Consider the following 14,447-nt stretch of genomic DNA (forward strand, 5'->3'; position numbering starts at 1 on the left):
GAGCCTTTTTTCATCATTCGAGAGAATAATAACGATGCAGAATGTAGAGCAACGACTACAAGAATTACGCGAGACCCTGAATTATCATGCTGTCCGTTATTACGTAGAAGACGATCCTAGTATCCCAGATGCGGAATACGACCGCTTAATGCGTGAACTGCTTAATATCGAGCAAGAACACCCGGAGCTAATTACTCCTGATTCTCCTAGTCAACGTGTTGGCGGTGCTCCATTATCGGGTTTTGAATCGGTGACTCATGATATTCCGATGCTGTCATTAGATAACGTCTTTGATGACGATGAACTTGACGCTTTCTTTCGTCGCATGGGAGAAAGAGTGCCAGCAGTCAAAGAAAGCCGAATTTGTTGTGAGCCAAAACTTGATGGGTTAGCGGTAAGCCTTCTTTACGAAAATGGAGTGTTAGTTCGCGCGGCGACTCGTGGTGATGGGGCGACGGGTGAAAATATCACCGAAAATGTCCGTACCATCAAATCAATTCCGCTCAAACTAAGTGGATCGGGTTGGCCAACTCGTATTGAAGTTCGCGGCGAAGTCTTTATGCCTAAAGCTGGCTTTAATCGTTTAAATGAAGAAGCGATTAAGCGGGGTGAAAAAACCTTTGTTAACCCTCGTAATGCTGCCGCTGGGAGTTTACGTCAACTAGACTCGCGTATTACAGCAAAGCGTCCACTGGCATTTTATGCTTATAGCGTGGGTGTCATTGAAGGGGGTGAACTCGTTGATAGTCACTATGAACGCTTTTTACAGCTGAAAGGCTGGGGGCTGCCAATGAGCCCAGAAACCAAACGAGTCAATAATGCGGAAGAGGTAAAAGCATTTTATCAAGACATTATGGTGCGTCGTCCCGATCTCCCTTATGAGATTGATGGCGTCGTTATCAAAGTGGATGATATCGATATTCAAGAGCAGCTTGGGTTTGTAGCACGAGCTCCTCGCTGGGCTATTGCTTATAAGTTCCCGGCTCAAGAAGAGATGACTCGTTTGAATGATGTGGAGTTTCAAGTGGGGCGTACGGGGGCCATTACGCCTGTTGCCAAGCTCGAACCTGTATTTGTCGGTGGAGTGACAGTCAGTAATGCAACCCTACATAATGCGGATGAGATTGCGCGTCTTGGTGTGATGATTGGTGATACAGTGATTATTCGTCGCGCAGGGGATGTTATTCCACAGGTTGTATCAGTCGTTGAAGAGCGCCGTCCGGAAGATGCAAAAGCGATTGTGTTCCCTACAGGGTGTCCAGTGTGTGGTTCTGAAGTAGAGCGGGTTGAGGGTGAAGCAGTAGCCCGTTGTACTGGCGGGTTAGTCTGTCAGGCGCAACGTAAAGAAGCTTTAAAGCATTTTGTCTCTCGTAAAGCGCTCGATGTGGATGGTTTAGGCGACAAAGTGATCGAACAATTGGTCGATAAAGAGATGGTACATACGCCAGCGGAGTTGTTTAAATTATCCGCAGGGCAACTGACCATCTTAGAACGAATGGGACCTAAATCGGCACAAAATGTCGTCGATGCATTAGAGAAAGCAAAAGCGACAACGCTACCTCGTTTTTTGTATTCATTAGGTATTCGCGAAGTGGGTGAAGCAACAGCACTTAACCTAGCCCAGCATTTTTTGACGTTAGAAGCGGTCATGGAGGCTAATGTTGAACAACTCGTTGCGGTTCCTGATGTTGGTAATATTGTGGCGAACCATGTGCAGACTTTCTTTGAGCAAGAGAATAATCAGAAGGTTATTGCACAGTTACGAGAATATGGTGTGCATTGGCCAGATATTGCTGCCAAAGACGAACAAGCAGAAGCCTCTCAACCATTGGCGGGTAAGACTGTGGTACTTACTGGGAGTTTATCGCAGATGACTCGTAGTGACGCTAAAGCAGCTCTACAATCTATGGGAGCGAAAGTCACTGGCAGTGTATCGAAGAATACGGATATCTTGTTTGCCGGTGAAGCTGCGGGTTCTAAATTGGCAAAAGCGCAAGAGTTAGGTGTAGAAGTGAAAACAGAACAAGACTTATTAGATTTGTTTAACGCTAATTCCTAAAATCTCTATATTCAACTTGTTGTTAATCAAAACCTCGCGAAATAGCGGGGTTTTTTGTTTGAGTATTTGGTAATTTTTATTAATTATCTGATCATTCGTGCTGAATAAAATCACCAATAATGGCGTTAGAGTTTTTATCATCAGCATGACTATGACTGTTATTTTTCCTTGTTTTTGATGATTTATGCTAAGCAATAATATGATTACATCATCAGTAGAATTGGTATAAATTGGGTCGAGTTTAATGAATGAAAGAGGGCGCTCAGGATGATGAATATCAGTGAAGTGGCAAAGAAAACAGGTTTAACCGCTAAATCTATCCGTCTGTATGAAGATAAAGGGTTAATTAAACCGCCATTACGTTCTGATAACGGTTATCGTACCTATCAGCAAACTCACATCGATGATTTATTGCTTATTGCACGTTGTAAGCGGGTTGGGTTCAGCTTGGATGAGTGTAAAGCAATGATTAACTTAGCTAATGATCCACAACGTCAAAGTATGGCGGTAAAAGAACGTGCGCAGCAAAAATTAGAGCAAGTCACGAAAAAATTACAAGAGTTACAGTTAGTACAGCAACAATTGCAAGAGTGGGTTAACGAGTGTCCAGGAGATGAAAATAGTGAATGCCCGATTATTGAAGATTTAAAAGGGCATTGTTGTCATTGTAACACTGAGTCGTAAATCGCCCAGTGTTACATGGATAAGTGAAATACTTAGTAAAGTAATGAATAAAGTTTGCGACGATATTGACTTGCTAATGCGTTGCCCTGACCAAGGGCATTGAGAATATCCATAAAGGTCTTTTTCATATCACCATCTTGAGTGTTAAGGTCTTTTTTCAAGAATGACCACAATAGGTCTAATGCTTCTTCATCACGTGATACTTCATGATATTGTGTCGCCAATTCACTGGCAATTGCTGCATCTCCGGGATTAGCTTGGTAGGACTGTTCTAACGCTTGTAACTCAGGGCTGTTAGACGCTTGTTGGTGAAGTTCAAGCTTGGCACATAAACTTTTGTAATACCCGTCTTGGTATTCTAGTGGAATCGCTTTTAATAAAGACTCTGCTGCGTCAAATTGTTGAGTCTCTAGGTAACAATCAGCCAGAGCCAATTTAACCTCGCCCTTTTTCTGCCAATCTTCTGCTACGTTCAGTAACAAAGGCAAGGCTTGAGCATGTTTTTGCTCTTGTATTAGGGTTAAGGCTTCTTGCACATTGCGCTCATCCTGACTTGGCAAGTGACGAGATAACATCGCTTCAATTGCTTCGAGTGGTTGAGGACCACCAAGACCATCAACAGGTTGACCTTGAATAAAAACAGCAATGGTTGGTAGTGCTTGGATACCAAACTGACCAGCGATCGCTTGTTCCTCTTGACAATTTAGCTGTGCTAATTTGAATGCACCATTATATTTCTGCACTAATTGCTGCATTTGTGGCAGCATTTGCACACTTTCCTCACTCATTGGTGCCCAGAAGTAAAACACGATTGGGCTCGCCATCGAGCTCTCTAAAACGTCACGAAAGTTGGTTTGGTTTACTTCAATAATGTGTGGTGATTGCATGGTGAATCCTTATAACTCGGCAGAATGCGGAACCTATCGATTAGATGGGGTTAAGTTAGCAGAATTCAAGGTAAAGTGAGTAATCTCTTTTAGCTGTGAGGGGAAAATATCCGGATCTTGTGATGCAATAAGATCCGGAATTCGATGGCTATGGCGCTAGAATACGATAAATAACATTACCGCGACGAAGACACCAAGCCAGTTCCATTGATTGAGAGACATAATGGCGTTTCTACTCACACAGCTAATCAAGCATAGGATTAGCATTGTGCGGTGGAAATGTGACCAATTAATGACAACTTTATCGTTTAAGAGGATTTAAGCAAAATTTTGTCGATTGTCTTTCCCGGAAGTAGACGTTTTAATATTGCAATCACTTTGGTTGGCGTGGTAATTCGATAGCGTAATTTAGGTTTTGGTGATTCTAAAGCATGAATAAGAGGGGCTAAGCATGCTTGTGCTGGTAGTGCGTATTTATTACGAGATTGAGACCGAGATAGGCGATCGATTTGGCTTTGATACTGCTCTTTATGAATACTGGACTCAATATCAATCCATTGTTTAAACGCCGCTAAAGAGTTGGCTCTAAATTGAGTTTCTATTGCCCCTGGTTCGATTATGCACACATGGATACCTGTTCCAGCAAGTTCAAGCCTTAGTGTGTCACTCCAGCCTTCAATAGCAAATTTTGAGCTGTTATAAGCGCCTCGATATTTCATGGCGGCAAAGCCCAGCACTGAGCTGTTTTGGACAATGCGGCCATAGCCAAGTTGACGAAAATGAGGAATAAGTTGTGTGGTTAAGTGATGCCAACCAAATACATTAGTGTTGAACTGTTCTCTAAGGCCTGCGGTAGAAAGATCTTCTAATGCCCCGGCTAAGCCAAAAGCGCCATTGTTGAACAGAGCGCTAAGTTTATTATCTGTGAGCTCTAAAGCCTGTTTGACTCCAGAATCAATACTTTTTTCATCGGCTAAGTCTAAATGAATACAAGTTAGGCCTTCGGCAATTAATCGTTCTACATCACTTTGCTTGCGACAAGAAGCAATCACCTTATAACCTCGTTGATGCAATGCATGAGCAGCCATATAGCCAATGCCTGTTGAACAGCCTGTAATGAGAATGGCGTGAGTCGTCATGGTGAAGATCCTATAGAAAATTAATGGTGATGATGCAGTAAGTTACTCAAAGCGGGTTCTATTCGGGAAAAATGAAATTGAAAGCCTGCATCGATCAAACGTCTCGGCTTAGCTCCTAGGCTATCAAGAAGAAGTTCGGAAGATTCCCCCATCAGTAACTTGATTAACCATTTGGGAGTAAATAATAAATGTGGTCGCCCTAACGTGTGGGCAAGTGTTTTGCTAAATTCTTTATTACTGACGGGATTAGGGGCTGTAATGTTAAATGCGCCATGAGCATATTCACATTCAAGAAGATAAACGATGGCTCTAGCCATATCGACCATATGTATCCACGGAAGTAACTGTTTGCCATTACCAATAGGGCCACCTAACCCGAGTTGATAAGGCAGCAGCATTTTTTTCATTGCACCGCCGTCCATTGAAAGCACAACCCCAGTTCGTAAAAGAATCACTCGGGTGTTGTCACTTTTCGCGTTTAAGGCGATTTTTTCCCAATTAGCACAGACATAGTGAGAGAATCGTTCGCTATGAACTTCCACACGTTCATCAAAACGACTGGCTTGATGATCACCATAGTAACCGACAGCTGAACCACTTATAAAAACGCGAGGCGGATTGCTGCTAGCTTGAATCAAGGAAACGAGCTGTTGAGTGATGGACCAGCGACTATCGCATATCCGTTTTTTTTGTTGTTTGGTCCAGAGCTTATCCGCAATAGGTTCTCCCGCCAGATTAATAACAGCATCAAAGTCATCAAGCGTTGAAAGTTCATCTAAAGAGCGGATGAAATTGAGATTGGAGTTACTAATGTGAGCCAGTTTTTGCCTAGCCTGATAAATGTTTCGCGTTAATACCACCAAATGATGGGTCATGATAAGCTTTATCAGTTCCCTACCGATGAGTCCCGTTCCACCGGTAATTAAAATTTTCATTATGCCTCCCTAAGTGAATTGAAATGGTGGTTGATGACTATTCATACTTACTGAGTAAGGTTAGCCCTGCCTATATCCTAAAAGATAGAAAAAGTGCGCGAAGCGTATAAGAAAGTTTAATTATAACAACCCTCAAGCGATTTGGGTGTGTGCTGAGTGTGAGTTCTTGATATGACCACTTATATTAAAGCTTATGATAATCATAAGCTTCTGCCAATATTTGTCTTGTCTTCGTTTACTAGGGTCTCTAGGTGACGATTTAGCACTAAATACGTACAATGCGGATAAATCACAACGAGGTAAACTATGAAATTATTTTTTGCATCTGATCTACACGGTTCTTTGCCCGCAACAGAGAAAACTATTGCTGCGTTTTTACAGTCAGGAGCTGAAACTTTGGTCTTACTTGGTGATGTGCTAAATCATGGCCCACGTAATCCGGTTCCTGAAGGGTATAATCCACCAGCTGTTGCTGAGCGATTAAATGAGTATGCCGACCGTATTATAGCCGTTCGTGGCAACTGCGACAGTGAAGTAGACCAGATGTTACTCTCTTTCCCTATGATGAGTGATTTTGCTTGGGTTCTGTTGGAGTCAGGGCAACGATTATTTCTTACTCACGGACATTTATATAACCAAAATAAACTGCCACCACTACGTGAAAATGACGTTGTTGCTCATGGACATACTCATATCCCGGTGGCGGAAAAAATAGAGTCACAATTTATTTTTAATCCCGGTTCTGTCACTTTTCCACGTAATGAGTTTGCAGCAAGCTACGGAATTTTAGATGGTACTGAACTGTCGGTGATGAGTTTTAATGGGGATGTAATTAAACAGACTCAGATAGCCTGAGCACTGATTTTGAGAGGGATGAGTGCTCCCTCTCATTACTATGCTTCTGGCGGGGTAGTTCGGTCTGCGTGGCCTAGATCTCGTTCAGGATCTATCTCGTCCCGTACCTTCTGTTTTAGTATTTTTGCTTCAGGAAATCCGCCATCTTTTTTTCTTTCCCAGATAGACTTTCCATTACAAAAAATTTCGAAATGACCGCCGGTATCGAGATGTAAAGAAACACTATCGAGTTCTTCACTGAAGGTATGCAGTAACTCTTGAGCCATCCAACTAGCTCGAAGCATCCAATTGCATTGACGGCAATAGTAAATTTCAATCTTAGCTTTCGTCATATTTGCTCCTTAGATAGATAATAGAAAGGGTAGCTGAGCTACCCTTTCTATTATCAGCAGTATATTTGCTGGATATTGGTGCCATCTTAATCAGTTACTAAACAAAAGTTGAGAACCATGATTAAGACTGGTCAGTAACAGCGTCTTGTCATTGACAATATCGATACGACGGCTTTGCTCGGCATCCATTTTAAAAAATTGCGTTATGAGTTTCAGCTGATCTTTAGAAAAATCACGGCTGTGGCTCGTAGAAACGTCTTTAAACTGTTTCGGAGTAACGAGTAGATAGTTGTCGCTCATATCCCACTCTCCCGTCTCTGAAATGTTAACGACACTATCCGGTTTTTCTGGGCTATCTTCGGCGGAATAGAGTTTCATAACAGAAACACGAATGTAGGTACCGTTCGGTAAATATTTCATGTTTGATGTAACATCGACGAGGGTTAATGGACCCACTGAACGGTCAGGTTCAAGCTTGGTTAAGATGCGAGATTGCCATTCACGAGACGACAGCAATTGTTCAACTTTCAAGTCACTATAAAGGTAAAGCCAAAGAGAAAATAGGACTGAAATGGACAAAATAATCGTTGCTAATTTTTTAGTCATACCCCACCACTTATCGGCAAATCTTCGTGAGATCGCTCTGGTTGGCCAAAATTCGCACGGTAAAGTTATCGTCGGAGTCTTCTGGAACATGTATGTAGTTCAGAACTAAAACGTTATCTTGCCCGGCTGTAGCGATGATTTTGGTGGCTTTTGACGAATCCGTATGTCTTTTCGTGTATGAGTCAATACACAGTTTTATAGAAGGTAGCCACTCTGATAAATCAGGTTGGTTAGTTGCTGTCGTTACTTCAATACCGTTATAAGAGGTTAAGTCGCGAAATTTAGAAGGGGTTGGTCCCATTCCGATTAAAACGACAATTGGTAATAAAATAGCGAAAACAATCATAACCTTGGTCAATAAATCGCTGCGTTTAGATTTTTTTTGATTTACTGAGGTTTGATTTTCATCATTTTGTAAACTAGTTGAACTAACCTCAATCGCAGTGTCTGGTTCTGTAACGTTTGCATCATGGTGAATCTCGACATCTTGAGAGTCTGGCAGTGACTCTTTTACTGATGTGGTTTCTTCAACGTCTACAGGCTCTGCTTTATCGTGGGTGTCTATGTCATCTAGGGGTAATTCAGTCAGCTCTTCATTGATAATATTAACATTACAGATGAGCTGATACCCGCGTTTTGGCACCGTTTTGACAAATTGAGGTGATTTGGTTGAGTCTTTTAGATTTTTTCGAAGGGTAGAAATAGCTTGAGTCAAGCTTGAATCATCCACTTCAAAACCTTGTTCCCGCCAAACAAAATCATGTAGCTCATTTCGAGTTACTACTTCATTTGGACGTTGCGACAGCATTAGTAAAATACGACTTTCATTGCTACCTAAGCGTACAATTTCATCGTCAGCTTCTTTATCAACTAATGAGTTACTCGTGGGATCAAAGGAAAATCTATCATCAAGAATAAACTTTGGACCAATGTTACTCATCGATATCTTCTTTTATAAGTATTAGATTTTTTGACTTTTTACCTTTAGGTATCTTCCATGTCAATGAGTTAAGAGAGAGTTAAGATTCTAGCATTATTTTATCTTCCTTGATAAAAACTCTGCTAAGCATAAACAAAACAAATGCAAAAAACATTGTTTTTATGCGCTTTGACCTTGAATTTACATTTACTGTCCTCATCTATTTAGCAAAGTTTGACCGAACATTTCACAGTGAGTGAAATGCAATTGTTTTGATGTAATGGAGCGGATATGAGCGAAACTGCTACAACAAATAAAGAAACACGTGGTTTTCAATCAGAAGTAAAACAATTACTTCATTTGATGATTCACTCTTTGTATTCCAACAAAGAAATTTTTCTACGTGAACTTATTTCTAACGCGTCTGATGCGGCAGATAAGCTGCGTTTTCAGGCCCTGTCAGATCCAGAATTGTATCAAGGCGATGCTGATTTAGGCGTTAAACTCTCATTTGATGCCGAGGCAAATACCATCACTGTTTCAGATAACGGTGTCGGTATGACCCGTGATGACGTGATCGAAAATCTAGGTACAATCGCGAAATCAGGTACTGCAGAATTCTTTTCTAAACTTTCTGAACAGCAAACTAAAGATTCACAGTTAATCGGTCAGTTTGGTGTTGGTTTCTACTCTGCATTCATTGTTGCTGATGCAGTAACGGTTCGTACTCGCGCTGCGGGTGTGGCAACCGAAGAGGCTGTGCAGTGGTATTCAAAAGGCGAAGGCGAGTATACCATTGAAACTGTTGATAAAGAATCCCGTGGCACGGATATTATCCTACATCTCCGTGAAGAGGGTAAAGAGTTTCTATCGGAATGGCGTTTACGTGATGTGATTTCCAAATATTCAGATCACATTAGCATTCCAGTTTATCTTCAAGTCGCAGAAAAAGATGAAGAAGGTAAAGAAACCGGTAAGACTAATTGGGAACAAGTTAACAAGGCGCAAGCGCTTTGGACTCGCAACAAATCTGACGTAACAGATGATGAGTATAAAGAGTTTTATAAACATGTTACCCATGACTTTGCTGAGCCACTTGTATGGGCACATAACCGAGTTGAAGGTAAAAATGATTACACCAGCTTGTTATACATTCCATCCAAAGCGCCTTGGGATATGTTTAACCGTGACCATAAACACGGCCTTAAGCTGTATGTTCAACGCGTGTTTATTATGGATGACGCAGCGCAGTTTATGCCGTCATACCTACGTTTCGTGCGTGGCTTGATTGATTCTAACGACTTACCATTGAACGTATCTCGCGAAATTTTACAAGATAATAAAGTGACTCACTCATTACGTAGTGCGTTAACTAAACGTGTCCTTAAGATGCTAGAAAGCTTAGCGAAAAACGATGCGGAAAAATATCAATCATTCTGGAAAGAATTTGGCCTCGTACTAAAAGAAGGCCCAGCTGAAGACATGTCTAATAAAGAGAAAGTAGCAGGTCTATTGCGCTTCTCTTCAACCAATGAAGACTCTTCAGAGCAGAATGTATCGCTTGCTGATTACGTTTCTCGTATGAAAGAGGGTCAAGATAAGATTTATTACTTGACTGCAGACAGTTACAGCGCTGCAAAAAACAGCCCACACTTGGAGCAATTCAAGTCAAAAGGGTTGGAAGTCGTACTGATGTACGATCGCATCGATGAGTGGTTGATGAACTACTTGACTGAATTTGATGGCAAACAGTTCCAATCAATCACTAAGGCTGGTCTGGATCTGAGTCAGTTTGAAGATGAGCAAGAAAAAGAGAAACACAAAGAGACAGAAGAAGAGTTTAAGTCTGTTGTTGAACGTGTGAAATCTTACTTGGGCGAGCGTGTGAAAGACGTTCGTACTACTTTCAAATTGGCATCGACGCCAGCTGTTGTTGTGACCGATGATTTTGAAATGGGTACGCAAATGGCCAAATTGTTGGAAGCAGCAGGTCAAGCTGCTCCTGATGTGAAATATATTCTTGAGATCAATCCTGAACATACCATGGTGACACGTATGGCTGATGAGCCAGACGAAGAAGCATTTGGTCGTTGGGTTGAGGTACTACTTGGGCAGGCTATGTTAGCTGAACGTGGCTCAATGGAAGATCCATCTCAGTTCTTGACGGCGGTAAACCAACTATTAATTAAATAGTCGGTTTATAAACTTATCGAGGCTCGCCCAACAGCGAGCCTTTCTTTTCTCTATAACGAGGCAGTTTGCAGTAATAACGATGTGATTGGACGTCTGTAATGAGAAAAGTTGTGATAGAATGCCCGACTTGAATGTGAATAATATCGCGTGTATTTTTACACGCCGTTTAGGGATTGATTTCCTTATACCGAAACTTTCCGTTATTACGTAACAGGCTGTGAGCTTCGGTATAACTATTAAGTTTATTAAGAGGATTTAACATGCGCATCATTCTTTTAGGTGCTCCAGGTGCTGGTAAAGGCACGCAAGCTCAATTCATCCAAGAGAAATACGGTATTCCACAAATTTCTACTGGTGATATGCTACGTGCTGCAATTAAGGCAGGTACTGAGCTTGGTAAAAAAGCAAAATCTGTTATTGATGCAGGTCAGCTTGTTTCTGACGATATCATTCTAGGCTTGATCAAAGAGCGTATCGCTCAAGATGATTGTGAAAAAGGGTTCCTACTAGACGGTTTCCCTCGCACAATCCCTCAAGCTGATGGCCTAAAAGAGCTTGGCGTTAATGTAGATTACGTTATTGAATTTGATGTTGCTGATGATGTAATTGTTGAGCGCATGGCTGGTCGTCGTGCTCACCTTGCTTCTGGTCGTACTTACCATGTAGTGTACAACCCACCTAAAGAAGAAGGTAAAGATGACGTAACAGGTGAACCTCTTGTTGTTCGTGATGACGACAAAGAAGAAACTGTACGTGCACGCCTTAACGTGTACCACACTCAAACTGCACCTCTTATCGAATACTACGGTAAAGAAGCTGCGGCAGGTAACACTAAGTACCTAAAATTTGACGGTACTAAAGCGGTTGAAGAAGTGAGTGCTGACATCGAGAAAGCTCTGTCTTAATCACCCCAAAATGTGATTAATTTGTTATAGTTAGAAGCGGCCAGTCGGTCGCTTTTTTTATGGTTTGTTGATTAGATCGCCACCCGTTAAAAAATAGAGCGTTCCTATAGTAACAATCGTTGATTTCACCTTGAGCTCTTCGCTAAGTAATGGTGAGATAGAGGTATTATGTTCTCTGTTTGTAAATAGAAGGATACCATGCAAAATAATAAAAAAGTGGGCATTTTGTTAGCTAACTTGGGAACCCCAGAGGCTCCTACAGCACCTGCAGTAAAGCGGTTTCTTGGTGAATTTCTGCATGATAAACGCGTTGTTGATTTAACTCGCTGGGTATGGTGTCCAGTTTTACATGGCATTATTTTACCGATTCGATCGCCCAAAGTAGCAAAGTTATATCAGTCTATTTGGATGGATGATGGTTCTCCTCTGCTGGTGTATTCTAAACGCCAACAAGAAAAATTAGCCAATGCATTGTCACTGCCAGTTGAGCTGGGCATGACTTACGGGGAACCTAGTTTAAATACAGGGGTACAGGCATTACTTGCTCAAGGTGTGGAACGAATCATCGTTCTTCCTTTATATCCTCAGTACTCAGCAACAACAACGGCAGCTGTGTTTGATGGTTTAGCTAAAGTATGCAAAACGATGCCAGTAGTACCTGAGCTGGTGTTTATTAATCACTATCATGATCATCCTGGTTACATTAAAGCGCTAGCGGATAAAGTTCGGAGCTCTTGGCAGCAAAATGGACAAGGCGAGAAGTTGGTCTGTTCTTATCATGGCATTCCTAAGCGCTATGCAGATAATGGTGATATTTATCCTCAGCACTGCATACAGACGACCGAGCTACTGCGCCAAGAATTAGGTCTTGAGGCTGACCAAATAATGATGACGTATCAGTCTCAGTTTGGCAAAGAAGAGTGGTTACAGCCATATACTGATAAGACATTGGCGTCTTTACCTGAGCAAGGTGTTCGACGAGTCGATATCATTTCACCTGCGTTTTCAGTAGATTGTTTAGAGACACTGGAAGAATTAAAAGTCGAGAACCGCCATATATTCGAACAAGCAGGTGGGACAGATTTTCATTATGTTGAATGTTTAAACGACAGTGACTTACATATAGAAATGATGAAAGCGTTAATTGAAGCTAACCAGTAATAAACCTCAATAGTCGCTCTGAACATTGCTTTGTTGCTAATAAAAAACCTCGTGAGATTCACGAGGTTTTTTTGTTCATGAGATGAACGGATTAGGCTTCTGCTGGTTGAGCTACAGAAGCACTCTCACCACGACTCACCTTCGTTAGTTTTGGTGCAATGATGAAAGTGATGACAGCAATTGCGGCAGTGGTGTAGCCGATTTTACCAAATACATCGCCATAGATAACAAGCGATTGGTTTGCGTCAGTAATGTTCGATGGTACAGAAGTCAAACTTGCTACCCAGCCTGCGATAACGGCTGCTGTGGCTGATGTTAAGAACCACATACCCATTGCGAAGCCCATCATACGCTGAGGGACTAATTGGGCAACCATGGCTAGGCCAAGACCTGAAACCAACAGTTCACCAATCGATTGGAATAGGTAACTTAATACCAACCAGTTTGAGCTGATGATACCTTGGCTATTAGCGAAACCTGCACCCCAAGATAGAACAAGGAATGAAAGCGCACATAACGCCATACCAATAGCAAATTTAAATGGCATAGACAGGCTATCGCCTAATTTTCCGTAAATAATCGCTAGTATCGGACTAGCAATCATAATCCAAAACGGGTTCAGTGCTTGGAACTGTTCAGGTTCGGCACTAAAGCCAAATAGATCATGGCTTACGTTATGAATAGCGAAGAAGTTCAGTGACGTCGGCATTTGGAAATAAAGAACGAAGAACACAATGCCTTGAAGCATAAGTATAAATGCGACAAACATTTTTTGGCGCTCAATACCAGTCATGCTTAATGCTTCTTTAAAGTAGAAGAATAGAATCGCCAGCCCAGCAATGACTAAAATGCCATGCGCAAGGAATAGGTTTTGTAATAAGTAGCTGCAAATGAAGCTCGCAATCACGGAGCCTACAATGACCATCAGCATTTTACTTTTGTTCACAGGCGCGAGATCGGCAGGAGAGCCCACTGATTTTAACATTTTCAAGTAAGCTAAGAAGATAACAACGGTAATTGCTAGGCCGATTGCACTCACACCAAACGCCATGCCGTAGCCTGCTTTTTCAGCAATAATTGGTGTTAGAATCATAGAGATCAATGAACCGATATTGATGGCCATGTAGTACATAGTGAACGCACCATCTAGTCGAGGGTCGTTTTCATCGTACACTTTTGCTAGCAAGCTTGATGGGTTCGCTTTGAACAAGCCATTACCGACAGTGATAAAGCCCATTGCGATAAAGATGAGGGTTGAACCACCAATATGTTGGCTTGTGGTTGATACACCTAATAGTGCGTAACCCACCATAAGAATAATCGCACCGAGTGTAATGGCTCGCTTCGTTCCAATGACTTTATCACCTAACCACCCACCGGCAGCAACAAAACCGTAGATCAGTGCCGAAAAAGCACCAAATAGCACGAATGAAGTTGATTCATCCATGCCTAAAATTTTCACTAAGTAAACCGTTAGGATGGCTTGCATCCCATAGAAACCAAAGCGTTCCCAAAATTCTATTGAAAAAATCAAATAGAACGACTTAGGTTGCTTGAAAGTGTTCAAGTCAGACATCTGGAAGTTCCTGTATAGAATCCGCTGGCGCGGAGTGTGTTATGCATCTGTTTGGATCGGACTCAAAAGAAGTGATCCTAAAAGGAGTAAGTTAATTACTACTATATTTGTCTATATTTAAAGACTTTTATTCGGATTGTACGTATACAGGTTGAAATAATTAATCGCAACCATGTAATTTTGTAGAATATAAAAC

13 protein-coding genes are annotated in these 14,447 nt (G+C 41.7%); 6 read left to right on the plus strand and 7 right to left on the minus strand.

The features are described from left to right. Positions 1-34: 34 nt before the first annotated feature. Both ligA and cueR read left to right on the plus strand, forming a co-directional pair. Positions 35-2,059 carry an NAD-dependent DNA ligase LigA gene (ligA, locus tag F9817_RS10195; RefSeq protein WP_161155123.1) on the plus strand — a complete coding sequence of 675 codons (2,025 nt, stop codon included), beginning with the start codon at positions 35-37 and terminating at the stop codon, positions 2,057-2,059. 270 nt (positions 2,060-2,329) lie between these two features. After that, a complete protein-coding gene (gene cueR, locus F9817_RS10200) occupies positions 2,330-2,743 on the plus strand; it encodes a Cu(I)-responsive transcriptional regulator (protein WP_161155153.1) in 414 nt (137 codons plus the stop codon). Positions 2,744-2,775: 32 nt separating this feature from the next. Here the strand turns inward: cueR and F9817_RS10205 are convergent, their stop codons facing one another. The 3 genes from F9817_RS10205 to F9817_RS10215 all read right to left on the minus strand — a co-directional run bounded on the left by F9817_RS10205 (position 2,776) and on the right by F9817_RS10215 (position 5,704). After that, the gene (locus F9817_RS10205) at positions 2,776-3,630 is read right to left on the minus strand and encodes a co-chaperone YbbN (RefSeq protein WP_161155125.1); all 855 of its coding nucleotides are present in this window, start codon (positions 3,628-3,630) and stop codon (positions 2,776-2,778) included. A 308-nt stretch (positions 3,631-3,938) separates the two neighbouring features. After that, on the minus strand, positions 3,939-4,769 hold the full coding sequence (locus F9817_RS10210) for an SDR family oxidoreductase (RefSeq protein WP_161155127.1): 831 nt from the start codon (positions 4,767-4,769) through the stop codon (positions 3,939-3,941). A gap of 20 nt (positions 4,770-4,789) precedes the next feature. After that, positions 4,790-5,704, minus strand: coding sequence for a TIGR01777 family oxidoreductase (locus F9817_RS10215; protein ID WP_161155129.1), 915 nt, complete (start codon positions 5,702-5,704; stop codon positions 4,790-4,792). A 306-nt stretch (positions 5,705-6,010) separates the two neighbouring features. On the opposite strand from F9817_RS10215, the gene yfcE reads away from it, so the two are divergent. After that, a complete protein-coding gene (gene yfcE / locus F9817_RS10220; RefSeq protein ID WP_161155131.1) occupies positions 6,011-6,559 on the plus strand; it encodes a phosphodiesterase in 549 nt (182 codons plus the stop codon). Positions 6,560-6,597: 38 nt separating this feature from the next. Here the strand turns inward: yfcE and F9817_RS10225 are convergent, their stop codons facing one another. The 3 genes from F9817_RS10225 to F9817_RS10235 all read right to left on the minus strand — a co-directional run bounded on the left by F9817_RS10225 (position 6,598) and on the right by F9817_RS10235 (position 8,437). Beyond that, positions 6,598-6,891: an Rdx family protein gene (locus F9817_RS10225; protein ID WP_161155133.1), complete on the minus strand. Its 294-nt coding sequence runs from the start codon at positions 6,889-6,891 to the stop codon at positions 6,598-6,600. A 90-nt stretch (positions 6,892-6,981) separates the two neighbouring features. Further along, complete coding sequence (locus F9817_RS10230) at positions 6,982-7,497, minus strand: regulatory protein ToxS (RefSeq protein WP_161155135.1); 516 nt, start codon at positions 7,495-7,497, stop codon at positions 6,982-6,984. A gap of 10 nt (positions 7,498-7,507) precedes the next feature. Next, the gene (locus tag F9817_RS10235; protein ID WP_161155137.1) at positions 7,508-8,437 is read right to left on the minus strand and encodes a transcriptional regulator; all 930 of its coding nucleotides are present in this window, start codon (positions 8,435-8,437) and stop codon (positions 7,508-7,510) included. Between the two features lie 270 nt (positions 8,438-8,707). Between F9817_RS10235 and htpG the strand changes: the two genes are divergently transcribed. The 3 genes from htpG to hemH all read left to right on the plus strand — a co-directional run bounded on the left by htpG (position 8,708) and on the right by hemH (position 12,675). Continuing rightward, positions 8,708-10,609, plus strand: coding sequence for a molecular chaperone HtpG (gene htpG, locus F9817_RS10240; RefSeq protein ID WP_161155139.1), 1,902 nt, complete (start codon positions 8,708-8,710; stop codon positions 10,607-10,609). A 260-nt stretch (positions 10,610-10,869) separates the two neighbouring features. Continuing rightward, on the plus strand, positions 10,870-11,514 hold the full coding sequence (adk, locus tag F9817_RS10245) for an adenylate kinase (RefSeq protein WP_161155141.1): 645 nt from the start codon (positions 10,870-10,872) through the stop codon (positions 11,512-11,514). 198 nt (positions 11,515-11,712) lie between these two features. After that, positions 11,713-12,675, plus strand: coding sequence for a ferrochelatase (gene hemH, locus F9817_RS10250; RefSeq protein WP_161155143.1), 963 nt, complete (start codon positions 11,713-11,715; stop codon positions 12,673-12,675). Between the two features lie 91 nt (positions 12,676-12,766). On the opposite strand, the gene dtpA is transcribed toward hemH, so the two are convergent. Continuing rightward, on the minus strand, positions 12,767-14,251 hold the full coding sequence (gene dtpA, locus F9817_RS10255; protein WP_161155145.1) for a dipeptide/tripeptide permease DtpA: 1,485 nt from the start codon (positions 14,249-14,251) through the stop codon (positions 12,767-12,769). Positions 14,252-14,447: the final 196 nt, after the last annotated feature.

Origin of the sequence: Vibrio eleionomae (assembly GCF_009874545.1) — a bacterium.
Taxonomy (GTDB): Bacteria; Pseudomonadota; Gammaproteobacteria; order Enterobacterales; family Vibrionaceae; genus Vibrio; species Vibrio nitrifigilis.

Bases quoted from the DNA above. Each gene is read 5' to 3' on its own strand.
- ligA (WP_161155123.1), top strand. From the start codon at position 35: ATGCAGAATGTAGAGCAACGACTACAAGAATTACGCGAGACCCTGAAT.
- cueR (WP_161155153.1), top strand. From the start codon at position 2,330: ATGAATATCAGTGAAGTGGCAAAGAAAACAGGTTTAACCGCTAAATCT.
- F9817_RS10205 (WP_161155125.1), bottom strand. From the start codon at position 3,630: ATGCAATCACCACACATTATTGAAGTAAACCAAACCAACTTTCGTGAC.
- F9817_RS10210 (WP_161155127.1), bottom strand. From the start codon at position 4,769: ATGACGACTCACGCCATTCTCATTACAGGCTGTTCAACAGGCATTGGC.
- F9817_RS10215 (WP_161155129.1), bottom strand. From the start codon at position 5,704: ATGAAAATTTTAATTACCGGTGGAACGGGACTCATCGGTAGGGAACTG.
- yfcE (WP_161155131.1), top strand. From the start codon at position 6,011: ATGAAATTATTTTTTGCATCTGATCTACACGGTTCTTTGCCCGCAACA.
- F9817_RS10225 (WP_161155133.1), bottom strand. From the start codon at position 6,891: ATGACGAAAGCTAAGATTGAAATTTACTATTGCCGTCAATGCAATTGG.
- F9817_RS10230 (WP_161155135.1), bottom strand. From the start codon at position 7,497: ATGACTAAAAAATTAGCAACGATTATTTTGTCCATTTCAGTCCTATTT.
- F9817_RS10235 (WP_161155137.1), bottom strand. From the start codon at position 8,437: ATGAGTAACATTGGTCCAAAGTTTATTCTTGATGATAGATTTTCCTTT.
- htpG (WP_161155139.1), top strand. From the start codon at position 8,708: ATGAGCGAAACTGCTACAACAAATAAAGAAACACGTGGTTTTCAATCA.
- adk (WP_161155141.1), top strand. From the start codon at position 10,870: ATGCGCATCATTCTTTTAGGTGCTCCAGGTGCTGGTAAAGGCACGCAA.
- hemH (WP_161155143.1), top strand. From the start codon at position 11,713: ATGCAAAATAATAAAAAAGTGGGCATTTTGTTAGCTAACTTGGGAACC.
- dtpA (WP_161155145.1), bottom strand. From the start codon at position 14,251: ATGTCTGACTTGAACACTTTCAAGCAACCTAAGTCGTTCTATTTGATT.